Genomic DNA, 22,670 nt, shown 5'->3' with positions numbered 1-22,670 from the left:
CTTCGTGGTGGTTGAGGTGAAATGTAGCTTAGATATGTCTTTATTTTATCGTAAGACAAGGGGTCTTGTGAACAGGAGTGTCCACAAGACCCCAACATTTATTATAGAACCTAAATATTTTTGCCGTATTTCTGCCGTTACATGAAGAAAGCCCGTATCCACTAGGGATACAGGCTTCTTTTTTATTACTTCGCGTAATCCACTGCCCGGGTTTCCCGGACGATGACCACTTTGATCTGTCCCGGATATTCCATATCCTCTTCGATCTTCTTGGCCACATCGTGGGCCAGGATGGTGGCGGCATCGTCGTCCACCTTTTCCGGTTTCACCATGATGCGGATTTCCCGGCCGGCCTGGACAGCATAGCATTTCTCCACGCCGTCGAAGGACTCGGCGATTTCTTCCAACCGCGTCAGCCGTTTCAGATAGGTTTCCAGGGTCTCCCGACGGGCTCCCGGCCGTGCCGCAGAAATGGCATCGGCGGCGGAAACCAGCACTGCCTGGACGGATGTGGGTTCGCAGTCTCCGTGGTGGGACATGATGGTGTTGATGACGATATCGGATTCGTGATACCGTTTGGCCACTTCCGCCCCCAGGTCCACATGGGACCCTTCCACTTCGTGGTCCACGGCCTTGCCGATATCGTGGAGCAGCCCGGCCCGTTTGGCCGAGTTCACGTCCACCCCCAGTTCGGCGGCCATCAGGCCGGCCAGGTGAGCCACTTCGGTGGAATGTTTCAGCACGTTCTGTCCGTAGCTGGTCCGGTATTTCAGACGGCCCAGCAGCTTGATCAGTTCCGGATGGATGCCGTGGACACCCACTTCGAAGGTAGCCTGTTCCCCGGCTTCCTTGATCTTCTGATCCAGTTCCTTCTGGGCTTTTTCCACCATTTCCTCGATCCGGGCCGGATGGATCCGGCCGTCGTTGATCAGTTTCTCCAGGGCGATCCGGGCCACTTCCCGGCGTACCGGGTCGAAGCCGGAAATGATCACCGCTTCCGGCGTGTCGTCGATGATCAGATCGATACCGGTGAGAGTTTCCAGGGTCCGGATGTTCCGGCCTTCCCGGCCGATGATCCGGCCTTTCATCTCATCGTTGGGCAGGGGCACCACAGTGACCGTGGTTTCCGCCACTTGGTCGGCAGCGCACCGCTGGATGGCCAGGGAAATGATTTCCCGGGCCTTCTGGTCTGCGGTATCCTTGGCTTCCTGTTCCATTTCCTTGATCAGGCGGGCTTTGTCATGTTTGACTTCCTCCCGGACATTGTCCAGGAGTTCCTGCTTGGCTTCTTCACTGGTGAGACCGGAAATCCGTTCCAGTTCCACCATCTGCTGGTCGTACAGGGCATCGACTTTGGCCTGGGCTTCCCGCAGGCGGTTGCTTTGTTCCAGAAGTTTTTCTTCCTTCTTTTCATAAGCATCCATTTTTTTGTCGACGTTTTCTTCCTTCTGGACCAGACGCCGTTCATTTTTGCTGAGTTCCGCTCTTCTTTCTTTATTTTCCCGTTCCATTTCGGACCGGAGACGGTGGATTTCTTCCTTGGCTTCCAGCAGCGCTTCCTTCTTCTTGGCATCGCCTGCTTTCTTGGCATCTTCCAGGATCTGTTTGGCTGTCTCTTCTGCAGAGCCGATTTTCCCTTCAGCTACATTTTTACGAGCCAGATATCCGCCTCCAACGCCTAATAAACAAAGGACTACAGCAATAACTACACTCATGGGATCTATGATGAGCACCTCCTCTTTTGCGAATTTTTCATAAAACCCTACTCATACAACAAATAAGGCAACCAGAGGTCGCCTTAATACCCAATGAACGCGATTGGACAGAAATATTTTATAGTATTTTCACAGAGGTGTCAATAAAAAGGGGCTGTTGCCTGGGCGACAGTCCCTTTTTAGTCTCTAATCACTAGTCCCTAGTCTCTAGCCAGTGGAGGGAACCCGGTCTCGGGTTCCTGGGATTCCATTGAAAAATCTTCCAGGGCCATGGCGATGGGGCCGGTGCCGAAGCCCCGGCTGGCCAGCATCCGGGCCAGAGCGGCTTTGGCCTTTCTGGGGTCTTCCGGATATTTCCGCCGGATCTTGTCCCCCTGGGCCTGGGCCAGGGCCAGGGCCCGGTCCGTTTCTTCCTCTTCGGTGACTTCCCCCAATGCCTCCCGAGCGTCCTCTCCGGACAGGCACCGGCGGGTGAGCATCAGCCGGAGATACTGCTTTCCGTAGAACTTCTTCCGCCGCCAGGCATCCAGCACCGACCGGGCACACCGGGCATCATCCACAAAGTGATGGTCCGCCAGTTTCTGGAGCACCTGGTCCTGGAGTTCTTCCGGGCAGCCCCGTTCCCCCAGCTTCTGCCGCAGCTCCCGGGTACTGTGGTCCCGGAGGGCCAGCTTGTCCAGGCAGAAGTTGTAGGCTTCCGCATGGGTGGTCAGCAGCTTTTTGGATTTACTCCACATGGTCTCCGTCCGTTTCCGGAGTCATGACCAGTTCTTCCGGTTCCTGGGCCGTTTCCTGGACCTGGACCGGTTTGCCGTCTGCCGGCAGGCCGGCTGCTGCCCGGATCCGGGCTTCCACTTCAGCAGCCATATCCGGATGTTCCTTCAGGAAGGTCTTGGTGTTTTCCCGCCCCTGACCGATCCGCTGGTCTCCGTAGGAATACCAGGCACCGCTCTTGTTCAGGATGTTGTACTGGACACCCAGGTCCACCAGGCATCCTTCATGAGAAATCCCTTCCCCATACATAATGTCGAATTCCGCCTGTTTAAAGGGAGGCGCCACCTTGTTTTTCACCACTTTCACCCGGGTATGGTTCCCGATGATGTCGTTGCCGCTCTTCAGGCTTTCCACCCGGCGCACATCCATCCGGATGGTGGAGTAGAACTTCAGGGCACGGCCCCCGGTGGTCACTTCCGGATTCCCGAACATGACCCCCACCTTTTCACGGATCTGGTTGATGAACACGGTCGCTGTACGGGACTTGGCAATGACCCCGGTGAGCTTCCGGAGGGCCTGGCTCATAAGCCGGGCCTGGAGCCCTACATGGGAATCCCCCATATCCCCTTCGATTTCCGCTTTGGGCACCAGGGCCGCTACGGAGTCGATGACGATAATGTCGATGGCACCGCTGCGCACCAGTGCGTCACAGATTTCCAGGGCCTGTTCCCCGGTATCCGGCTGGGAAATCAGCAGGTTGTCGATATCCACGCCCAGGTGCCGGGCATATTCCGGATCCAGGGCATGTTCCGCGTCAATGAAAGCCGCGTAGCCGCCCCGTTTCTGGGCCTCGGCGATCATGTGCAGGGCCACGGTGGTCTTGCCGGAAGATTCCGGTCCGTAGATCTCGATGATCCGGCCCCGGGGAATCCCCCCTACCCCCAGCGCAATATCCAGGGACAGGGCCCCGGTGGGAATGGTTTCAATGTTCATTTTGGCGCTGGCAGCCCCCAGCTTCATGATGGACCCTTTGCCAAAGTCCTTTTCAATCTGTTTCAGAGCCGCATCCAACGCTTTATTCTTATCCGCATCCAAACTCATGGTATCATCTCCTTGTACTGCAGTTGCTTCTATTTAGTATATAAACATTTGTTCGTAAAGTCAAGGTTTTCTGGGGAGATCTTTCAATTCCTGCTGGGTAAACACGTAGGATTTGTTGCAGTACTGGCAGTGGACCTCGGTCTGAGGGTCCTGGAGGATTTCTTCGAAATCCTTTTTGGGCAGGCCGCAGAGCATGCCCGCCACTTTGTCCCGGCTGCAGCCGCAGTGGAAGGAAACCGGATGGGATTCCAGGATCTCCACAGGCAGTCCCTTGGCCACCTTCCGGATCATTCCTTCGGCATCCAGACCGGTCTGGAGCAGTTCCGTCACATAGGGCAGAGTCAGGATGTTGTCTTCCAGGGTCTTGATGGTCTCTTCTGAAGCATCAGGGAGCAGCTGGACAAAGTATCCGCCGGAAACAGCCACGGAGCCGTCCTTCTCAATGAGTACCCCCAGGGCCACGCTGGAAGGGGTCTGTTCCGATACCACCAGGTACCGGGTAAGATCCGCGGCGATTTCCCCGCTTTTCAGGGTGGAGACCCCGGTGAAAGGTTCTCCCTGGAGAGGGCACCGGGTAACGGTGACCACCCCGTAATGGCCTACCCCGCCGCCTACATCCAGCTTGCCGTTTTTCAGAGGCAGCATCACTTCCGGGTGCATCACAAAACCCCGGACCTGATAATCCCGGGCATCGGCCATCACCTGGCCCAGGGGGCCGTCCCCCTTGAACCGGACCGTCACCGCTTCCCCGGCCTTCATGGTGGCCGCCAGCAGCAGGGCTCCGGCGGCGGTACGGCCCAGGGCCGCCGCTGCCAGAGGGCTGCAGTGGTGGATCTCATTCATGTGCTGGGTCAGGTGGGTGGTGGTCACGGCATAGATCCGGGCATCCCCGGCAGTGGCCTTGACTAACACATCTTCCATAGGCACCTCTTACAGCTGTTTGGCCAGGTTGACCATTTCGATCACGGCCATGGCCGCATCGGAGCCCTTATTCCCGGCTTTGGTGCCGGCCCGTTCCACGGCCTGTTCGATGTTTTCCGTAGTGACCACCCCGAAGGCAGTGGGCACTTCCGTTTCCATGTTCACCAGGGCAATCCCCTTGGATACTTCGTTGCACACATAGTCGTAATGGCTGGTGGCACCCCGGATCACAGCCCCCAGGGCGATGATTCCGTCATACTTGCCGCTTTTGGCCATTTTCTTGGCGATCAGAGGGATTTCAAAAGCCCCGGGCACCCAGGCCACGGTAATGTCATCCCCATTGGCCCCATGCCGGCGCAGGGTGTCTTCCGCACCGCTGAGCAGCTTGCTGGTGATGAATTCGTTGAAACGGGATACCACGATCCCGATTTTCAGACCTTCCGCTAACAGTTGTCCTTCCAGAATTTTCATTTTACATCCTCCACATCTTCATGTAATTCATGGCCCATACGCACCTGTTTGGTGACCATGTACCGATGGTTGTAGCAGTTGTCTTTCATGATGATGGGCACTGTTTCCGTAATGGTGATTCCATAGCCGGAAAGGCCTGCCCGTTTGGCCGGGTTGTTGGTCATCAGCCGGATGCTGGTGAGCCCCAGGTCCGCCAGGATCTGTGCCCCGATGCCGTAATCCCGCATATCCGGTTTGAAGCCCAACTTCACATTGGCGTCCACCGTATCCAGTCCCTGATCCTGGAGTTCATAGGCCCGGAGCTTGTTGGCCAGGCCGATGCCCCGGCCTTCCTGCTGCATGTACAGCACTACCCCGCAGCCTTCCTTTTCGATCATCTTCAGGCTGGTGGCCAGCTGGTCCCCGCAGTCGCAGCGGAGGGATCCCAGGGCGTCCCCGGTGAGGCATTCGGAATGGACCCGGACCAGCACATTCTTCTTGCCGGCCACATCCCCTTTGATGATGGCCACATGGCATTTGTCGTCCAGGTCGTTTTCATAGCCGATGGCCCGGAAGGTGCCGTATTTGCTGGGCAGGGCCACATTGGCGATCCGGTGGACCATTTTTTCCGTTTTTTTCCGATAGGCGATCAGATCCGCCACGGTGATGAAGGTCAGATTGAACTTCTTGGCAAATTCCATCAGTTCCGGAGTCCGGGCCATGGTGCCGTCATCGCTCATGATTTCGCAGCAGATGCCCACCGGTTTCAGCCCTGCCAGACGGCACAGGTCCGTGGTGGTTTCCGTATGGCCCGTACGCCGGAGCACCCCGCCTTCCCGGCTGCGGAGGGGGAATACATGTCCCGGCCGCCGGAAGTCTTCCGGTTTGGCGCTTTCGTCGGCGCATTTCTTGATGGTGTAGGCCCGTTCCACGGCGGAGATCCCGGTGGTGGTGTCCTTGTGATCGATGGATACGGTAAAGGCGGTTTCATGGTTGTCCGTGTTGTTGGCCACCATGGGTTCCATCTGGAGCCGGTCCAGGATGGCCCCGTCACAGGGCATGCAGATCAGGCCCTTGGCATGGGTGGCCATGAAGTTGATGTCGTCGGGAGTCACATACTCCGCGCTCATGATCAGATCCCCTTCGTTTTCCCGGTCGGGGTCATCGGTGACCAGAACCATTTTGCCGGCACGGATGTCCGCAATGGCCTGTTCGATGGAATCAAACTGAAATTTTTTATCCATGGTTTTCACTCCTTAAAAAAATCCATTTTCGAAAAGGGTTTCCTTGGTAAGGCCCCCGGTTTTTCTGGTTTCCAGCATCCGTTCCACATATTTCCCCAAAATGTCCGTTTCCAGGTTCACCTGGTCTCCGGTCTTTTTGAAGCCCAGGGTGGTGAACTGGACGGTAAGGGGAATCAGGGAAACGGAAAACGTGGTGTCCGTCACTTCCGTAATGGTCAGGCTGATGCCGTCGATGGCGATGGAGCCTTTGGTGACCATGCCCCGGAGCAGGTCCGGGCTGCAGCTGATGGTGGTGACCTTGGCGATCCCTTCAGGACGGATCTTCACAATGGTCCCTACCCCGTCCACATGGCCGCTGACAATGTGCCCATCCAGTCCGTCCCCTACATGGAGGGTCCGTTCCAGGTTGATCCGGTCCCCCTTCTTCAGGGAACCGATGGTGGTCCGGCGGGCGGTTTCCGGCATTACGTCCACCGTGAACCGCTGGCTGTCGAATTTCGTCACCGTCAGGCAGGCCCCGTTGCAGCAGACGCTTTCCCCGATTTTCAGAAGGGGTGGGATGGTCTGGGCGGCAATGGTCAGCCGGTAGGAATTCTGTTCCCGGCGCAGGTCCTCCACCTTGCCCAGTTCCGCAATGAGTCCCGTAAACATGGGATCAGCTCCTTTCCAACAGACCGGTGACCATCAGGTCCGTGCCGAAGGCCTCGTAGTGAGGTTCCAGGAGGGTCACCCGGAGGTCCATGTTCCGGGCGCCCCGGCCTCCGATGGGGCTCAGGTTCCGTTTTCCCCCGATCAGGCAGGGAGCGATGAAGGCATAGATCCGCTGGGCCAGTTTCTCATCAAAGAAGGCACCGTGGACCTGGCTGCCCCCTTCCACCAGGAGGCTGGTCTTTTCCTGCTGGCCCAGTCTGTCCAACAGGATCCCCAGATCCAGGGCCCCGTGTTTTTCCGGGATCTGCCATACGGTCACCTGGTCCAGGGCCTGGAAGGCCGCCACCTTTTCCCGGTCCGCCTTCAGGGAGGTGACCAGGAGGGTCTTGGCTGCTCCGTCGGTGAACACCTTCCGGTCCATGGGCAGCTGGCAATGGCTGTCCAGGACAATCCGAAGGGGATTCTTCCCTTCCACCAGACGGCAGGTCAGGGAAGGATCGTCGTTGAGCACCGTGTTCTTGCCCACCAGGATGCAGTCGTAGATGCTCCGTAGCCGATGGGCATAAGTCCGGGACTGTTCATTGGAGATCCATTTGGAATCCCCGGAAGCCGTGGCGATCTTTCCGTCCAGGGTCATGGCGTATTTCAGGGCCACAAAAGGGCGTCCCGTCTTCATCCAGTGCATGAACACCTCGTTCTGCCGGTTGGCTTTGTCCGCCAGCACCCCCCGGACCACTTCCACCCCTGCTTCCCGGAGCCGGGCAAAGCCCCGTCCGGACACTTTCGGGTTGGGATCATCAGCGGCGGCCACCACTTTTTTGATGCCCGCCTTGATCAGGGCTTCACAGCAGGGGCCGGTGCGGCCGTAATGGGAACAGGGCTCCAGGGTCACATAGGCGGTGCAGCCTTCCACCTGGTCTCCCGCATCCCGCATGGCCATGATTTCCGCATGGGGCTGGCCGGCCTTGTGATGGTAGCCCTTCCCTACGATCTTCCCTTCCGGGTTTACGATGACGCAGCCTACAAGGGGATTGGGACTGGTGCAGCCCCGGGCTTTTTCCGCCAGATCCAGGGCCATCTGCATATATTCTTCGTCTGTCACAGGTTCACCCGCTTTCAAGATTACAGTAAAAACAAAAGCCATGCCATCCAGGGGAGGATAGCACGGCAAATACACTTTTCCGAAACTGTCTTTTCTCATCCAGACTGTACTGTCGGTATCGGAATTCCACCGATTCGTGCCGAGGCTCGCGGACTTTACCGCCGGTAGGGAATCGCACCCCTCCCCAAAGACAAAACTTATGCTGTTGTTTCGGGATTATTATATCATATCTGGGAGGGAATGCAAGAAGGGGGCCACAGAGTGGCCCCCTTCTTGCACCAGTCTTTCGTCTCCAGCCAAAGGAAAAATTTGCAGGCAAATTTCAGCAATGGACCGTTAATTCCTTCCGTCCCGCTCTGCACTCTTCACTCTGCATTCTTCCTTTTTTGTTGTCAGAACGAATATTCCGCCCCTACAATGATCCGACGGCCGAGCATGGGATAGATATCCTGGTTGTTGAATACACCGCTGTATTCTGCATAGGCTGCGTTGTTCAGGTTGTAGAAGTTGGCAAAGCCGGTCCAGTTGTGGGTGAACTTGTACCGGGCAGCCAGGTCCAGGGTGAAATAATTGTGTTCCCCGTACTTTTCGCCGGACAGACCGGAACCACCCCGGCCGGTCAGGGACACATTCCATTTGGTGTCATGGTACCGGACACCGGCCTGGTAGTAGTTGGGTGCATAGCTTACATCCTTCACATAGCCCTTGCCGTCGTTCTTGTCGTCTTCCACCTTCACATAGGTGTAAGCGGCATTCAGTTCCCACAGCTTGTTCAGGTGGTGGGTCACGGACAGGCTCATGCCCCGTTTCTTCTGCTTGTTGATGTTTTCCGCCTGCCAGTAGTACCCATAGTCGGCCCACCGAATGGCGTCATTCAGCTGGCTGTAGAAGCCGGTGATGCCCACATCGGTTTTTGGATCGATTTTGAAGTTGTACCCGGCACTCCACACATTCCCGGTTTCCGGCTTCAGGTTTTCATTTCCCCGCATGAAATCATAAGAATCCCGATAGAACAGATCATCGGTGGTCGGGGCTCTGAACACGGAATTCCAGCTGATATAGGCATTGCTGTCCTTGCTGAACTTTTTGTTCACGGCCACACTGCCAGTGGTCCGGTTGCCGGCTTTGCTGTGGTCATCATACCGGACGCCGGTGTTCAGCTGCCAGGTGGGAGCAAATTTCCACTGATCCTGGAGGAATACGGCTTTGTTGTTGTATTTCCCATCCGTATAGATGCCCACGTGGTCCACTTTGGCATTCCGGTATTCCAGCCCAGCCACCAGGGTATTGGTATCGCTGAGGACGAAATTCTGCTGTCCTTCCAGACCCCAGTCCGTTTCATTCATATCCCCGTCATTATAAGAGAATGTCCCGAAATTGCTGTATGCGTAGTAATTTCTGTAAGCCTGCACATAGCCGGAGTTCCCGGCATCCCGGTTCCAGTCATACCGCACGCCCACATTGTTGGTCTTTTTCGTTGCATGACGCTGGTCCATATTGGGCATGCCATAGGTGTACAGCCCGGAATGGAAATTCCCATCCAGATTGGAGTAATCGTAGTTCACCGTCAGGCCGTCACTTTTGGTGAAGTCCTGGGTCAGTTTCAGGGAAATGGCATCCTGGGTGTAGTCGGACTGGCCGTCCCATCTTTTGGTATCCCCGTTGGTATCCTTATACTTCAGATAAGAAGCCTTGTTCCGGTTCACTCCTACCTGGAACCCGGTTTTATTCTGCTTTCCGCCGAAAGACAGGCCCAGGGCCTGGGTACCCCAGGAGCCATAGCCCACATGGACTGTGCCGGTGGTCTCTTCGGGAGTCTTGGTGATGATGTTGATCACGCCGCCTACGGCATCTGCCCCGTACAGGGTGGAAGCCCCGCCTTTCACCACTTCGATCCGGTCGATCATGCTGACCCCGGGAAGGGTATTGGCGTCAAAAGTGGATTTCCCATTGGTGGAGCCCATGCTGTAGTTGATCCGGCGGCCATCCACCATCACGACCACCCGGTCGTCCCCGTTCAGGATCACCCGCCGTTCAAAAGCCGGACCACTGGCATCCAAGACCCGCGCCCCCGGCACATCCTCCAGGGCATCGGTGACCGTCCGGTAGCCCCGGTCGGAGATCTGCTGGCTGGTGATCACGGTCACATCCGCCGGCGTATCCGCTTTGGTGTTCTTCAGCCGGTTGGCGGTGATCACGATGGTTTCGTCTTTGCCTTCCACAGGGGCATCCGCTGCCCAGGCTGCTGCAGGGCTCCCCAGGACCACTGCCGTCAGCACAGCCCCTGTCAATTTCCTGTTCCACACGTTTTTCATCCTAAAACTTCCTTTCCTCTTTACAAAATGTTCACCTAACAGTGTACTGTAAAAAAGGAAATTCGGCAAATAGGGGGGAGTTATGGAGTGATATAGATTAAGGCTATAGCAAAAGGGGGTGTGAAAAAATGCTTTTTCACACCCCGTCACTAGTCTCTAGTCTCTAGTCTCTAGCCGATGGAAGCCAGCTGACGCAAGCGAAATAAAGGCGCTGTGGATGATTTTTTCACAGCGCCCTAATACCTCACCCTCATCAGATACAGCCCCTGGGCCGGGGCGGCCATACCGGCCTGTTTCCGGTTTTTGGCCGCCATCACCCGGGCGAAATCTTCTTCATTCCACTGGCCCGTGCCCACCCGGACCAGGCAGCCCACGATGTTCCGGACCATCCGGTACAGGAATCCGTCCCCGGTGATGGTGAAGGTGTACAGATCTCCGTCCTGGACCCACCGGGCTTCGGTCAGGGTCCGCACCGGCGAGGTATCCTGGCTTCCCTGGTTCTTGAAGGAGGTGAAGTCATGCTTTCCCAGGAGCAGGGCCGCCGCCCGGTTCATGGCCTCCACATCCAGTTTCTCCCGGATCTCCCAGGTGGTGTTCCGCTGGGTTGGATCCGGCAGGGGGGAATAATAGATTTTATACTGGTAGGTCTTGTCCACCGCGTCGAACCGGGCGTGGAAATCATCCCGGACCACTTCCGCTTCCCGGATAGCAATGTCCGGCGGCAGATGGGGTTCCAGTGCCCGGCGGTAGTTTTCCGGCGGGATCCGGGAACTGGTGGCAAAGGAAATCACCTGGCCCAGGGCGTGGACCCCTGCATCGGTCCGTCCGGCGGCCTTGATCAGGATGGGTTCCTTCAGCACTTCCGTCAGGGCCTTTTCCAGCACCTGCTGGACCCCCACCCCGTTTTTCTGCCGCTGGAACCCCTGGTAACGGGTTCCGTCATAGGCCACTGTGGCTTTAATGGTCCGGATCATGCGGGGATCCCCCAGCGCAGGAAGGCCAGCAGGGCAAACAGGGCCAGCATCACCAGCCCGGTCAGGGCATCGGCTTTGCCGTAGACCAGTTCATGCATCCGGGTCCGTCCTTCCCCGCCCCGGTAGCACCGGGCTTCCATGGCCAGAGCCAGTTCGTCCGCCCGGCGGAAGGAGGAGATGAACAGGGGAATCAGGATGGGCAGCATGTTTTTGGCCCGCTTCATGATGTTCCCGGAGGAAAAATCCGCCCCCCGGGACATCTGGGCCTTCATGATCCGGTCTGTTTCCTCCAGCAGGGTGGGAATGAACCGGAGGGCGATGGTCATCATCATGGCCAGTTCGTGGGCCGGCACCCCGATTTTTTTGAAGGGACGGAGCAGGGATTCAATGCCGTCGGTCAGCACAATGGGAGACGTGGTGAAGGTCATCAGGGAAGACACCAGGAGCAGCAGGACCAGCCGCAGGGACATCTTCACCCCCAGCACGATCCCTTCTCTGGTGACGGTGATGAACTTCCAGTGCCACAGGGCTTCCCCCGGATCCGTGACAAAATGGATCACCATAGTCAGCAGGATGATGATCCACAGGGGCTTGATGGACCGGAGCAGCAGTCCTGCCGGCAGTTTTGCCAGGGCAGCCCCCAGCACGATGAACCCGATGAGGATCCCGTAGGAAAGGGGCGAATTGGCCAGGAACACCATGACCATATAGAACAGCACCGCCAGGATCTTGGTCCGGGGATCCAGCCGGTGGATGCAGGAATTCCCGGGATAGTACTGTCCCAGGGTAATGTCTGTCAGCATGTTTTCCACCCCTTTGCTTTGTCAATGGCCCGGATCAGTTCTTCTTTGGTGAGGGGCGTCCCTTCAATGGGCAGGCCCTGGTTCCGGAGTTCTTCCGCCAGTTTCACGCTTTCCGGCACGTCCACGGAAAGGGATTCCAGTTTTTCCCGTTCATGGGTGAACAGCTCCCGGGCCGGACCGTCCAGCTGGAGACGGCTGTCACTCATGACCAGGAGCCGGCTGGCGTACTGGGCGGCTTCTTCCATGCTGTGGGTGATCAGCAGCACCCCCATTTTCCGTTTCTCGAAGATTTTCCGCAACTGGCCGAAGATGCTGTCCCGGCTGATGGGATCCAGCCCGGCACTGGGTTCGTCCATGATCAGGTAATCCGGTTCCATGGCCACCACCCCGGCAATGGCCACCCGGCGCATCTGCCCCCCGGAAAGCTGGAAGGGTGACCGCTGGGCGAAGGTGTCGAAATCCAGGTCTACGAATTCCATGGCGCTGCGCACCGCTTCTTCCACCTCCGGTTCGGACTTTCCCTGGTTCCGGGGCCCGAAAGCGATGTCTTCGTAGATGGTTTCCGCAAACAGCTGGTGTTCCGGATACTGGAACACCATGCCCACCCGGTTCCGGGCCGTCTTGGCTTCCGGAGTCTTTGCCGCCAGGTCCACCCCGTCCACCAGCACCTTCCCCGCCATGGGATGGAGCAGTCCGTTGAGATGCTCCGCCAGGGTGGATTTGCCGCTGCCGGTATGGCCGATGAGAGCCACGAACTCCCCTTTTTCCAGGGTGAAGCTCACATCATCCAGGGCCTTCTTTTCCAGGCTGGTATGGGTCATATAGGTATAGGAGATATGGTCTACTTGGATGGACATAATGCTTCACACAACTCCTTATGGGTAATGATGGGCGGCAGCCGGTGGCCCTGTTTGTCCAGGGCATCCGCCACTTCCGCCGCCAGGGGGCATTCCAGCCCCAGGCCCCGGATCCGGTCCACCTGGGTGAATACTTCCTTGGGTGTCCCTTCCAGGACGATCTTCCCTTTTTCCATGGCGATGATCCGGTCGGCCAGGATGGCCTCTTCCATTTTATGGGTAATGTACACAATGGTGATATGCTTTTCTTTGTTCAGCTTCAGCACCGTGGAGACGATTTCCTTCCGTCCCTTGGGATCCAGCATGGCGGTGGGCTCGTCAAAGACGATGCACCGGGGTTCCAGGGCCAGTACCCCGGCAATGGCCACCCGCTGTTTCTGGCCCCCGGACAACCGGTGAGGGGCCCGTTTGGCATAATCCAACATATCCACGGCCGCCAGGGCTTTTTCCACCCGGGGACGGATTTCCGGCCCGGGGACACCGATGTTCTCCAGCCCGAAAGCCACATCTTCCTCCACAATGGCTGCCACAATCTGGTTGTCCGGGTTCTGGAACACCATGCCCACCGTCTGGCGCACCGGCCAGAGATTTTCTTCTATGGCGGTATCCAGACCGCCCACCAGACAATGTCCGCTGGTAGGGGTCAGGAGACCGTTGAAATGACGGGCCAGGGTGGACTTGCCGCTGCCGTTGGTCCCGATAATGGCGACAAATTCGCCGGGGGCAATGGACAGATCGATACCCTGGAGCGCGGTCATTTCCTGATTTTGCCCATCCACATAGGTATGGGTGAGATTTTTCGTTTCAATGATCGGTTCCATAACTTCCTCCATAAAGTTAAATTATAGCTTTGTTTACCGGAATCAGTCAATAATAAAGGGGGGTGTCGCACGTTCCGTGCAACACCCCCTTAGCTGTAGAGCCGCATAGCGGCTCAAGTCTGGAGTCTGAAGTCTGGAGCCGAAGGTTAAATTTGCAGGCAAATTTTTTGAATGTGTAGAACCTTTGGACGAAATGATCTCTCAGATTGATTGCAATTCTGGTTTTACAGAATCAAAAGGATCCGTCCAGCCAGACGGATCCTGTCCTGAGACTTCCGACTTCATACTTCAGACTAAGGGGCTGTTGCGCATGCAACAGCCCCCATCAACGGTACAGCATTTTTTCTATTCTTACAGCACTCCCGCCGGCAGGGCCATTTCCACCCCCGGCCCGATGGGCAGCCCCAGGGTCATCCAGCCAATCAGGAAGATGATCCAGGCAATCTGCAGGCAGACGGCAATGGGGATCAGGTTGGACACCAGGGTGCCGATGGCCGCCTTAGGCATGTATTTTTCCTGAGCCACACTGAGGATCATCCACAGATAGGGATTCATAGGGGTAAAGCAGTTGGTGGGAGAATCCCCCAACCGGTACAGCAGCTGGGTAAAGCCGGGATGATACCCCAGCAGCATGAACATGGGAATGAAGATGGGGGCAAAGATGGCCCACTTGGCGGACCCGGAGGACATGAAGATGTTCACCAGGCTGGTAATCAATACAAACAGCACGCACATGGGCAGGCCCGTAAAGCCCACATTCTTCAGGAAGTCAGCCCCACCGATGGCCAGCAGGGTCCCCAGATGGGTCCAGCTGAACAGGGCCTGGAACTGGCCGCAGAAGAAGCAGAACACCACAAAGGCGCCCATGCCGCTCATCTGATGGACCATGGCCTTGTTTACATCCTTGATGGTCTTGAAGGACCCGGTGGTGAACCCGTAAGTGAGCCCGGCCAGGCTGAACATGACGAACAGCAGGGGAATCAGCCCTTTCAGCAGAGGGGATCCTACGAAGGTGTGCCCGTCCTTGGACAGGACTCCGGCGAAGAATCCGGCCACCAGCACCAGGATGTAGGCCACCACAACCAAAGCGGCCCGGTTCAGCCCCTTCACTTCGATGGGCTTCACTTCTCCCAGTTCCTCATCGGCTCCCGGACCGTCATAGACCCCGAACCGGGGTTCCACGATCTTGATGGAAACCAGAGCGATGATAAAAGCGCACAGGAAGGTGGAGGCAAACATAAAGTACCAGTTGCAGGTCACATCCACCGCAAAGACCCCGGCCTTGCCGAAGAACCCGTCAATGGCCTGGTTGGTGAGCCCCTGGAGCAGGGAGTCGGTGCCGGCAATCATCAGGTTGGCCCCGAAACCGGCTTCCGCACCGGCAAAGCCCACCATCATCCCCACTACAGGATGTTTCCGGACCCCGATATAGGCCACAGCCGCCAGGGGCGGGATTACCACCATGGCCGTATCAGAGGCGATGTTGCCGCAGACCCCCAGGAAGGCCACAATAAAGGGCACCAGGGACGGAGGCACCCCTTTCATGCACCGGCGGAGGAGAGCCGCCAACATACCGGATTCTTCACAGAATCCGATGGCCAGGGTCATGGTGATTACCAGGCCCAAAGGAGCGAATCCGGTGAAGTTCTTCACCAGGGTAGTCAGCAGCCACTGGATGCCGGCGGTGGTGAAGAAGTTCTGGGAGGTTACGATTTTGTGGGAAGCAGGGTTTTCCAGAGCGAAGCCTGCCTGGGTGCAGATGGCCCCCACCACGGCGGTGATTACAAACAGGATGCAGAACAGAATGGCCGGGGGCGGCAGTTTGTTGCAGACCCGCTCTACCGTATTCAGGAAGCGGTCCAACAGACTGTTTTTTGTTGCGTTCTTGGTTTCCATTGAGAGTCCTCCTTTGTTTCGGTTCCACTGGAAAGAGACAATATTTTTCTTTTTCCAAAAGGATCCGGATGTTCTCTGAAAAGAAATTCAGAGACATTGTCAAGAATATTACAAGATTTCTCCCATATTATATCAGAAACCAGGACAAAATTGTTGAATTTAAAATAATTTTCTGAAGAAAAGTCCATTTCATACGGACATTCTCGGGATATTTTTCATTTTTTGTTCCGACTTTCCACTCCAATTCGTTCCAGTCTCCTTGGTTCTGCAGCAAGAACATAGTTTGCTGATTTTAACAGAAAATTGCAGATTCTTTCTTTTCCATACTAAAGTGTATTCCCCCATCTCCAAAACAGAACAGCCCCATCCGCCTGCACCGTCCCTGCCCTTTCTATCCGGATTCCTTACTGGCACTGACAATGAGAAGTATCGTTCGGATGCCCTCCTTTCAACTGCCGTATTCCCCAATAAAAAAGAACCCGTCCGTTTGGGACGGGTTCTATCCATCGGCCCGAGACTCGAGACCCGAGACCGTGTGCCGCCAGGCGGCACACAAAACTTACAGCACTCCGGCCGGCAGGGCAATGCCCACGCCCGGTCCAAAAGGCACACCCAAGGTCATCCAGATCACCAGGAAGATAATCCAGGCAATCTGCAGGACAACGGCAATGGGGATCATGTTGGAAATCAGGGTCCCGATGGCGCAGTCCGGCATGTATTTTTCCTGGGCCACACTGAGGATCATCCAGATGTAGGGACTCATGGGAGTGAAGCAGTTCCCCGGAGAGTCACCCAGCCGGTACAACAGCTGGGTAAAGCCAGGATGGTAGCCCAGCAGCATGAACATGGGAACGAAAATCGGCGCGAAAATGGCCCATTTAGCAGAGCCGGAAGACACGAAGATGTTGACGAACGCGGAAATCAGGATGAAGGCGATGCACATGGGAATCCCGGTAAAGCCTACACCCTTTAGGAAGTTGGCCCCGCTGATGGCCAGCAGGGTCCCCAGCTTGGTCCAGTTGAACAGACCCTGGAACTGGCCGCAGAAGAAGCAGAACACCACATAGGCGCCCATGCCGCTCATCTGCTTCACCATGGCAGAGTTGATGCTCTTCACCGTGGTGAATTTTCCGGTGGTCTTCCCATAAACAATGCCCGCAATGCTGAACAGGAAGAACAGCAGAGGGATCAGGCCTTTCAGCATCAGGGATCCCACTACGGTCACCCCGTCCTTGGACAGGATCTGCATCTTGAAGCCCAAAATCACAATGGCGATGTAGAGCAGGCAGGCCAGGCCGGCATTGTGCAGCCCCTTGATTTCCAGGGGAGTCACTTCTTCCAGCAGCGCTTCTTCTTCGGATCCTTCATATTGAGGGAACCGGGGTTCAATGATGTGGATGGACACCCAGCCGATGACAGCACCGCAGAGGAAGGTGGATACAAACAGGAAGTACCAGTTACAGGTCACATCCACTGCAAACAGCCCAGGAGCGCCCAGGAACGCATCGATGGCCTGGTTGGTGAGCCCCTGGAGCAGGGAGTCAGTCCCGGCCACCATCAGGTTGGCAGTGAACCCGGCCTGTGCCCCGGCATACCCTACCATCATGCCTACCACCGGGTGTTTCTTGACCCCGATGTACACAATGGCGGCCAGAGGGGGAATCACGATCATCGCCGTATCAGATGCAATGTTCCCGCAAGTCCCCAGGAAAGCGATCAGATAAGGAACCACTCCTGGAGGCACATTCTTCAGAGAACGTCTCAGCAGAGCCACCAGGAGACCGGATTCTTCACAGAACCCGATGGCCATGGTCATGGTGATTACCAGACCCAGAGGAGCAAATCCGGTGAAGTTCTTCACCAAATTGGTCAGCAGCCACTGGACCCCTGCCTTGGAAAACAGATTCTGAGAAACAACGGCCTTCCCCGTTGCCGGGTTGGTCAGGCTGAAGCCCGTGCTGGTCAATCCGGCACCAATCACAGCAGTAATAAGAAATAAGACCACGAACAGAATGGCGGGCGGCGGCAATTTGTTGCACACCGTTTCGATGGTGTTCAGGAAACGGTCCACCCAAGTTTGTTTTGCTGCGTTTTTTGCGACCATTGAATGACAACCCCCTTCAAAGAAAGTATTGTATGCTGAATGCAGTATATCAAAAACTGCATTGGAGCCAAAATATCAAACATTCTCATTCTTTCCAAAGGAATTGTTTATATAATACCATTATTTTCCTACCCTTGTCCAGTTTTTCTTTCCTCTGGACGTGTATACTTTCCATATGTTATAATCTGTACAAGTTTTACCTTATGATTTTGTAACAGGAAAGGATTGAAAGAAAAAATGGAAGAAGTTGTGATACAGATTTTCCCCAATATGACCGTATGGAAGCTACATTCCCTGAAAGAATACCTGATTTTCTTTCTTGTGCTTCTGACCGGGGTCCTGGTATTCTATTTTTGGATCCGGAAGATGAAGAAGAACCGGACTTTTGCAGGCGGAAGAAAACGGGTGTTAAAAGCTGTAAAATCTGGTTCTCGGGATGATTTTATTGAAGTTTCTCCTTTTCCATTCACTTTTTCACCAGATTCCATCTGTATCCTCCTTCCCCATGACATCCTGCTGCTTCGGGTAGTGTATCATGGATACAGAATACAAAGTTCGGAACGGGACGAACAATGGAAGTTGAAAGACAATTCTGGAATTACCGAAATTCCCAATCCCCTGCCACTTCTGGAGAAAGAACGGGAAAAACTGACAAAATCGCTGGAAACGGCCCACAGTCCCCTTTTACCCATCCATACTTTTATCATTGGAGCGGATAATTATGCAGACCCCGTGTTCCAGCTGGACGAAGCCTCCCGGGCCCACGCCTTGAGCCTGCCGGAACTGAAAAAGTGGATCCGGACAAGGAACCTGGAGCCCATCACAGAAAAAAAGCGCCAGGAGATCCTGGCGGGGATGAAATAAAAGGGGATGTGAAAGGATTCACACCCCCGGTCGCGACTAAAAATAGGGTGCTGCACGAAATGTGCAGCACCCCATTTTTATTTATTCTTCCACCGGTGCTTCTGCAGTGTTGTCTGCTGCAGGTGCTTCGGTCGCAGCGGGAGTTTCCTCGGCGGCTTCTGCCGGACGATGGATCTTCAGCTGGATGTTCCGGTACTTGGGCATACCAGTCCCGGCAGGGATCAGTTTCCCGATGATGACGTTTTCTTTCAGACCCAGCAGCGGATCCACCTTGCCTTTGATGGCGGCATCGGTGAGGTTCCGGGTGGTTTCCTGGAAGGAAGCGGCGGACAGGAAGGAATCGGTGGCCAGAGAAGCCTTGGTGATCCCCAGCAGGATGGGATGGCCGGTAGCCGGCTGTTTCCCTTCGGCCAGGACTTCATCGTTTTCGTCTTCAAACTGAGCGATATCCACTACGGAGCCCGGCAGCATATTGGTGTCGCCGGCTTCGTCGATCTTGTACTTCCGCATCATCTGACGGACCATGACTTCCACGTGCTTGTCGTTGATTTCCACGCCCTGGGATTTGTAAACGCCCAGGACCTGCTGCACCAGGTAATGCCGGGTGGCGGCAGGACCGGAAATCCGCAGGATGTCGTGGGGGTTCAGGGACCCTTCGGTGAGCCGGTCGCCCACTTCCACTTTGTCCCCTTCAGCTACATGGATCTTAGCGCCGTACGGAATATGGTAGGATTCATCCGTACCGTCTTCCTTGTGGATCACCACGAAACGGCCATCGTCCTTTTCCTGGATTTCCACCGTCCCGGCTACTTCGGTCAGGATGCCAGGGTGTTTCGGTTTCCGTGCTTCGAACAGTTCTTCTACACGGGGAAGACCCTGGGTGATATCGTCAGCACCGGCAACACCGCCGGTGTGGAAGGTTCTCATGGTCAGCTGGGTACCCGGTTCGCCAATGGCCTGGGCAGCAATGGTGCCGACGGCTTCGCCCACTTCCACCTTCTTTGCGGTAGCCAGGTTCCGGCCATAGCAGGCACGGCACACCCCGAAGTGGGATTTGCAGGTCAGTACGGAACGGATCTTGACTTTTTCCCGGAGATCAGCAATCACATCAGCCATATCTTCGGTGATGTAGTCGTTGATGTGGTAAATGACCTTGCCGTCTTTGTCAGCAATGTCTTCCGCCAGGGTACGACCCACCAGACGGTCACGGAGAGATTCCAGTACCGTGCTCTTGTTCTTCCCGGAAGTGATGGCTTCCACATAGACGCCGTCCACTTCGTTGTTCCGGATCTTCAGTTCCTTTACAGTCCCGTCAGCCAGGATCTTTTCGATCACGTCAGCGGTGAACTTGTCTCCGGCCTTGGCCAGGACTTCGTCCTTTTCGTTGACAATGTCTTCTTCCACCTGTTTGTCCAGGAAATGATGGGTCATGTGTTCCCGGAAGGCGGCTTTCACCTTTTCTTCCGGCACGTTGATGGCCACGGTTTCCGGTTCTTCGCCGCTTTCCTCATCAGCCGGATACAGGCTGATTTCCAGGATATGGGCGGCCATGAGACGGTCGTAGACTTCTTCGGTGACCACCGTGTCGGCTTCCGCCAGCAGAGAGTCATCTTCCGGATTCATGACGCCGGCAGCCAGGGTGCGGCCGATCACGTAATCCTTCAGCTTGTGCTGGCTGGAACCCAGGACAGCCTTGCAGAACCGTGCCCGTTCCCGAACCAGGTTCATACCCGTTACGTCGCAGTCGTCTTCCCGGACGATAACATCCTGGGCCACGTCTACCAGACGGCGGGTCAGGTAACCGGAGTCTGCGGTACGCAGTGCGGTATCGGTCAGACCTTTCCGGGCGCCGTGGGAAGAAATGAAGTATTCCAGAATGGTCAGGCCTTCACGGAAGTTGGATTTGATGGGTCGGTCGATGATCCGGCCGGAAGGGTCAGCCATCAGACCGCGCATGCCGGCCAGCTGACGGATTTGCTGCACGTTACCACGGGCACCGGAGTTGGCCATCATGTATACAGGGTTGAAGGGGTCCATGGTGTGTTTCATCAGGGCATTGGCCACGTCTTCGGTAGCCTTGTCCCAGATGGCGATAACCTTGCGGTACCGTTCGTCATCGCTCATGAGACCGCGGTTGAAGATGGTTTCCACTTTGTCTACCTGCTTTTCAGCAGCAGCCAGGATGGAAGCTTTTTCTTTCGGGATCTTGATATCGGAAGCGGCAATGGACAGACCGGATTTGCAGGCGTTGTCATAGCCCAGTTTCTTGACGATATCCAGTACCCGGGCGGTACCGAAGTTGCCGTACAGCTTGTGGGCCTTGGCAACCAGACGGCCCAGTTCCTTCTTGTCGATCAGTTTGCCCAGGAGCCAGGTGCCGTCTTCCTGTTTGGAGTAATACCGCATTTCCACAGGCAGTTCAGAGTTGTAGATGATGTTGCCCATGGAGGTGGTAACCAGGCTTTCGCCCTTGTCGGAGGGTTCCGGGAAGATTTCCGCATTGGGAACCTTCACCTTGATCCGGGCCTGGAGGTCGATCACATGGTTGAAGTAAGCCAGACGGGCTTCGTCGAAGCTGATGAACCGGCGGCCTTCCCCTTTGGCTCCATCCTTGAAGATGGTCAGGTAGTAGGCCCCCAGTACCATATCCTGGGTAGGAACGGTAATGGGTTTCCCGTCTTTGGGTGCCAGGATGTTGTTGACGGACATCATCAGCACCCGTGCTTCAGCCTGGGCTTCCGCAGACAGAGGCAGATGGACAGCCATCTGGTCCCCGTCGAAGTCGGCGTTGTAAGGAGTGCAGACCAGAGGATGCAGCTTGATGGCCCGGCCTTCGGACAGGATCGGTTCGAAAGCCTGGATACCCAGTCTGTGCAGGGTCGGGGCACGGTTCAGCAGTACGGGATGTTCTTTGATTACGTCTTCCAGTACATCCCATACAGCGTTGGTAGCCCGTTCCACCATCCGTTTGGCGCTCTTGATGTTGGTGGCGGCGCCGGTTTCCACCAGGCGCTTCATCACAAAGGGCTTGAACAGTTCCAGTGCCATTTCTTTCGGCAGACCGCACTGGTGCATTTTCATTTCAGGCCCTACCACGATTACGCTACGGCCGGAATAGTCAACCCGTTTCCCCAGCAGGTTCTGACGGAACCGGCCCTGTTTCCCTTTCAGCATATCGGACAGGGATTTCAGAGGACGGGTGCCAGGGCCCGTTACGGCACGGCCCCGACGGCCGTTGTCGATGAGGGCATCCACGGCTTCCTGGAGCATCCGTTTTTCGTTCCGGACGATGATGTCCGGAGCCTGGAGTTCCTGGAGCCGTTTCAGACGGTTGTTCCGGTTGATTACCCGACGGTACAGGTCGTTCAGGTCACTGGTGGCAAACCGGCCACCGTCCAGCTGGACCATGGGGCGCAGGTCGGGAGGGATGACCGGGATTACATCCATGATCATCCATTCCGGCTTGTTGCCGCTCTTCAGAAAGGCTTCACACACGTCCAGACGGCGGACGATGTTCCGTCTTTTCTGGAGGCTGGTTTCCGTCTTCAGAGCTGCCCGCAGTTCCTTGGTCAGTTCTTCCACGTTGATTTCATGGAGCAGTTCCTTAATGGCTTCTGCGCCCATGCCCACCCGGAAAGTGGGACCGTATTCATCCAGTTTTTCCTGGTATTCCGCTTCGGTAAGCAGCTGTTTCTTGGTCAGGTTGGTATCCCCTGGATCCAGGACGATGTAGCTGGCAAAGTACAGGACTTTTTCCAGAGCTCTCTGGCCGATGTCCAGGATGGCGCCCATCCGGCAGGGAATCCCTTTGAAGTACCAGATGTGAGAGACAGGAGCGGCCAGTTCGATGGATCCCATCCGGTCACGGCGGACCTTGGAACGGGTGACTTCCACGCCGCATTTGTCGCAGACCACACCCTTGTAGCGGATGCGTTTGTACTTGCCGCAGTGGCATTCCCAGTCTTTGGTGGGCCCAAAGATCCGTTCACAGAACAGGCCGTCCCGTTCCGGTTTCAGGGTTCTATAGTTGATGGTTTCCGGTTTGGTCACTTCCCCGTGGGACCAGGCTCTGATCTTCTCCGGAGAGGCCAGACCGATTCTCATAGAATGAAATTTATTTACGTCCAACAAGAGCACT

At 56.0% G+C, this 22,670-nt stretch carries 17 protein-coding genes and 1 riboswitch; of the genes, 1 reads left to right on the top strand and 16 read right to left on the bottom strand.

Features of this window, described 5'->3' with window-relative positions:
• Nucleotides 1-185: 185 nt before the first annotated feature.
• The 15 genes from rny to ACTQY1_RS10525 form a co-directional block, all read right to left on the bottom strand.
• Nucleotides 186-1,715: a ribonuclease Y gene (gene rny / locus ACTQY1_RS10595; protein ID WP_022487168.1), complete on the bottom strand. Its 1,530-nt coding sequence runs from the start codon at nt 1,713-1,715 to the stop codon at nt 186-188.
• Nucleotides 1,716-1,915: 200 nt separating this feature from the next.
• Nucleotides 1,916-2,452, bottom strand: a complete 537-nt coding sequence (locus ACTQY1_RS10590) for a regulatory protein RecX (RefSeq protein ID WP_022487167.1) — start codon at nt 2,450-2,452, stop codon at nt 1,916-1,918.
• Complete coding sequence (recA, locus tag ACTQY1_RS10585) at nt 2,442-3,530, bottom strand: recombinase RecA (protein WP_288311009.1); 1,089 nt, start codon at nt 3,528-3,530, stop codon at nt 2,442-2,444. The genes ACTQY1_RS10590 and recA overlap by 11 nt, the downstream gene beginning before the upstream one ends.
• 60 nt (nt 3,531-3,590) lie before the next feature.
• Entirely contained in the window at nt 3,591-4,451 is an 861-nt protein-coding gene (gene hslO, locus ACTQY1_RS10580) for an Hsp33 family molecular chaperone HslO (RefSeq protein ID WP_288311010.1), read from the bottom strand.
• Between the two features lie 9 nt (nt 4,452-4,460).
• Complete coding sequence (gene ribH / locus ACTQY1_RS10575) at nt 4,461-4,922, bottom strand: 6,7-dimethyl-8-ribityllumazine synthase (RefSeq protein ID WP_022487164.1); 462 nt, start codon at nt 4,920-4,922, stop codon at nt 4,461-4,463.
• Complete coding sequence (locus ACTQY1_RS10570) at nt 4,919-6,145, bottom strand: bifunctional 3,4-dihydroxy-2-butanone-4-phosphate synthase/GTP cyclohydrolase II (protein ID WP_279126747.1); 1,227 nt, start codon at nt 6,143-6,145, stop codon at nt 4,919-4,921. Before ACTQY1_RS10570 ends, ribH begins: the two co-directional genes overlap by 4 nt.
• A 12-nt stretch (nt 6,146-6,157) precedes the next feature.
• Complete coding sequence (locus ACTQY1_RS10565) at nt 6,158-6,796, bottom strand: riboflavin synthase (RefSeq protein ID WP_288311011.1); 639 nt, start codon at nt 6,794-6,796, stop codon at nt 6,158-6,160.
• A 4-nt stretch (nt 6,797-6,800) separates the two neighbouring features.
• Complete coding sequence (gene ribD, locus ACTQY1_RS10560; protein ID WP_288311012.1) at nt 6,801-7,898, bottom strand: bifunctional diaminohydroxyphosphoribosylaminopyrimidine deaminase/5-amino-6-(5-phosphoribosylamino)uracil reductase RibD; 1,098 nt, start codon at nt 7,896-7,898, stop codon at nt 6,801-6,803.
• Nucleotides 7,899-7,981: 83 nt separating this feature from the next.
• A riboswitch (FMN riboswitch) is annotated at nt 7,982-8,094 on the bottom strand.
• 196 nt (nt 8,095-8,290) lie between these two features.
• Nucleotides 8,291-10,213 carry a TonB-dependent receptor plug domain-containing protein gene (locus ACTQY1_RS10555; protein ID WP_441374180.1) on the bottom strand — a complete coding sequence of 641 codons (1,923 nt, stop codon included), beginning with the start codon at nt 10,211-10,213 and terminating at the stop codon, nt 8,291-8,293.
• A gap of 236 nt (nt 10,214-10,449) precedes the next feature.
• The gene (gene truA, locus ACTQY1_RS10550) at nt 10,450-11,187 is read right to left on the bottom strand and encodes a tRNA pseudouridine(38-40) synthase TruA (protein ID WP_441374179.1); all 738 of its coding nucleotides are present in this window, start codon (nt 11,185-11,187) and stop codon (nt 10,450-10,452) included.
• Entirely contained in the window at nt 11,184-11,990 is an 807-nt protein-coding gene (locus tag ACTQY1_RS10545) for an energy-coupling factor transporter transmembrane component T family protein (RefSeq protein ID WP_427774485.1), read from the bottom strand. Before ACTQY1_RS10545 ends, truA begins: the two co-directional genes overlap by 4 nt.
• Complete coding sequence (locus tag ACTQY1_RS10540) at nt 11,984-12,847, bottom strand: energy-coupling factor transporter ATPase (RefSeq protein WP_012937745.1); 864 nt, start codon at nt 12,845-12,847, stop codon at nt 11,984-11,986. The genes ACTQY1_RS10545 and ACTQY1_RS10540 overlap by 7 nt, the downstream gene beginning before the upstream one ends.
• Nucleotides 12,832-13,668 carry an energy-coupling factor transporter ATPase gene (locus ACTQY1_RS10535; RefSeq protein WP_012937744.1) on the bottom strand — a complete coding sequence of 279 codons (837 nt, stop codon included), beginning with the start codon at nt 13,666-13,668 and terminating at the stop codon, nt 12,832-12,834. Before ACTQY1_RS10535 ends, ACTQY1_RS10540 begins: the two co-directional genes overlap by 16 nt.
• Nucleotides 13,669-14,019: 351 nt before the next feature.
• A complete protein-coding gene (locus ACTQY1_RS10530) occupies nt 14,020-15,564 on the bottom strand; it encodes an AbgT family transporter (protein WP_154487694.1) in 1,545 nt (514 codons plus the stop codon).
• Nucleotides 15,565-16,123: 559 nt separating this feature from the next.
• Complete coding sequence (locus tag ACTQY1_RS10525; RefSeq protein WP_022487154.1) at nt 16,124-17,668, bottom strand: AbgT family transporter; 1,545 nt, start codon at nt 17,666-17,668, stop codon at nt 16,124-16,126.
• Between the two features lie 366 nt (nt 17,669-18,034).
• On the opposite strand from ACTQY1_RS10525, the gene ACTQY1_RS10520 reads away from it, so the two are divergent.
• A complete protein-coding gene (locus ACTQY1_RS10520) occupies nt 18,035-18,532 on the top strand; it encodes a hypothetical protein (protein WP_441374178.1) in 498 nt (165 codons plus the stop codon).
• 81 nt (nt 18,533-18,613) lie between these two features.
• Here the strand turns inward: ACTQY1_RS10520 and rpoC are convergent, their stop codons facing one another.
• Nucleotides 18,614-22,663, bottom strand: coding sequence for a DNA-directed RNA polymerase subunit beta' (gene rpoC / locus ACTQY1_RS10515; RefSeq protein ID WP_329777835.1), 4,050 nt, complete (start codon nt 22,661-22,663; stop codon nt 18,614-18,616).
• Between the last annotated feature and the right edge of the window lie 7 nt (nt 22,664-22,670).

Source organism: Acidaminococcus sp. HCP3S3_G9_1 (assembly GCF_052122455.1).
In the GTDB taxonomy this organism is placed as follows: domain Bacteria; phylum Bacillota; class Negativicutes; order Acidaminococcales; family Acidaminococcaceae; genus Acidaminococcus.
This window is presented reverse-complemented; position numbering and strand designations above follow the sequence as displayed.

Coding starts and splice junctions, on each gene's coding strand:
- ACTQY1_RS10520 (WP_441374178.1), top strand. CDS start 18,035: ATGAAGAAGAACCGGACTTTTGCAGGCGGAAGAAAACGGGTGTTAAAA.
- ACTQY1_RS10545 (WP_427774485.1), bottom strand. CDS start 11,990: ATGCTGACAGACATTACCCTGGGACAGTACTATCCCGGGAATTCCTGC.
- ACTQY1_RS10570 (WP_279126747.1), bottom strand. CDS start 6,145: ATGGATAAAAAATTTCAGTTTGATTCCATCGAACAGGCCATTGCGGAC.
- recA (WP_288311009.1), bottom strand. CDS start 3,530: ATGAGTTTGGATGCGGATAAGAATAAAGCGTTGGATGCGGCTCTGAAA.
- ACTQY1_RS10540 (WP_012937745.1), bottom strand. CDS start 12,847: ATGTCCATCCAAGTAGACCATATCTCCTATACCTATATGACCCATACC.
- truA (WP_441374179.1), bottom strand. CDS start 11,187: ATGATCCGGACCATTAAAGCCACAGTGGCCTATGACGGAACCCGTTAC.
- ACTQY1_RS10525 (WP_022487154.1), bottom strand. CDS start 17,668: ATGGTCGCAAAAAACGCAGCAAAACAAACTTGGGTGGACCGTTTCCTG.
- ACTQY1_RS10530 (WP_154487694.1), bottom strand. CDS start 15,564: ATGGAAACCAAGAACGCAACAAAAAACAGTCTGTTGGACCGCTTCCTG.
- ACTQY1_RS10555 (WP_441374180.1), bottom strand. CDS start 10,213: ATGAAAAACGTGTGGAACAGGAAATTGACAGGGGCTGTGCTGACGGCA.
- ribH (WP_022487164.1), bottom strand. CDS start 4,922: ATGAAAATTCTGGAAGGACAACTGTTAGCGGAAGGTCTGAAAATCGGG.
- rny (WP_022487168.1), bottom strand. CDS start 1,715: ATGAGTGTAGTTATTGCTGTAGTCCTTTGTTTATTAGGCGTTGGAGGC.
- ACTQY1_RS10590 (WP_022487167.1), bottom strand. CDS start 2,452: ATGTGGAGTAAATCCAAAAAGCTGCTGACCACCCATGCGGAAGCCTAC.
- ACTQY1_RS10535 (WP_012937744.1), bottom strand. CDS start 13,668: ATGGAACCGATCATTGAAACGAAAAATCTCACCCATACCTATGTGGAT.
- ACTQY1_RS10565 (WP_288311011.1), bottom strand. CDS start 6,796: ATGTTTACGGGACTCATTGCGGAACTGGGCAAGGTGGAGGACCTGCGC.
- hslO (WP_288311010.1), bottom strand. CDS start 4,451: ATGGAAGATGTGTTAGTCAAGGCCACTGCCGGGGATGCCCGGATCTAT.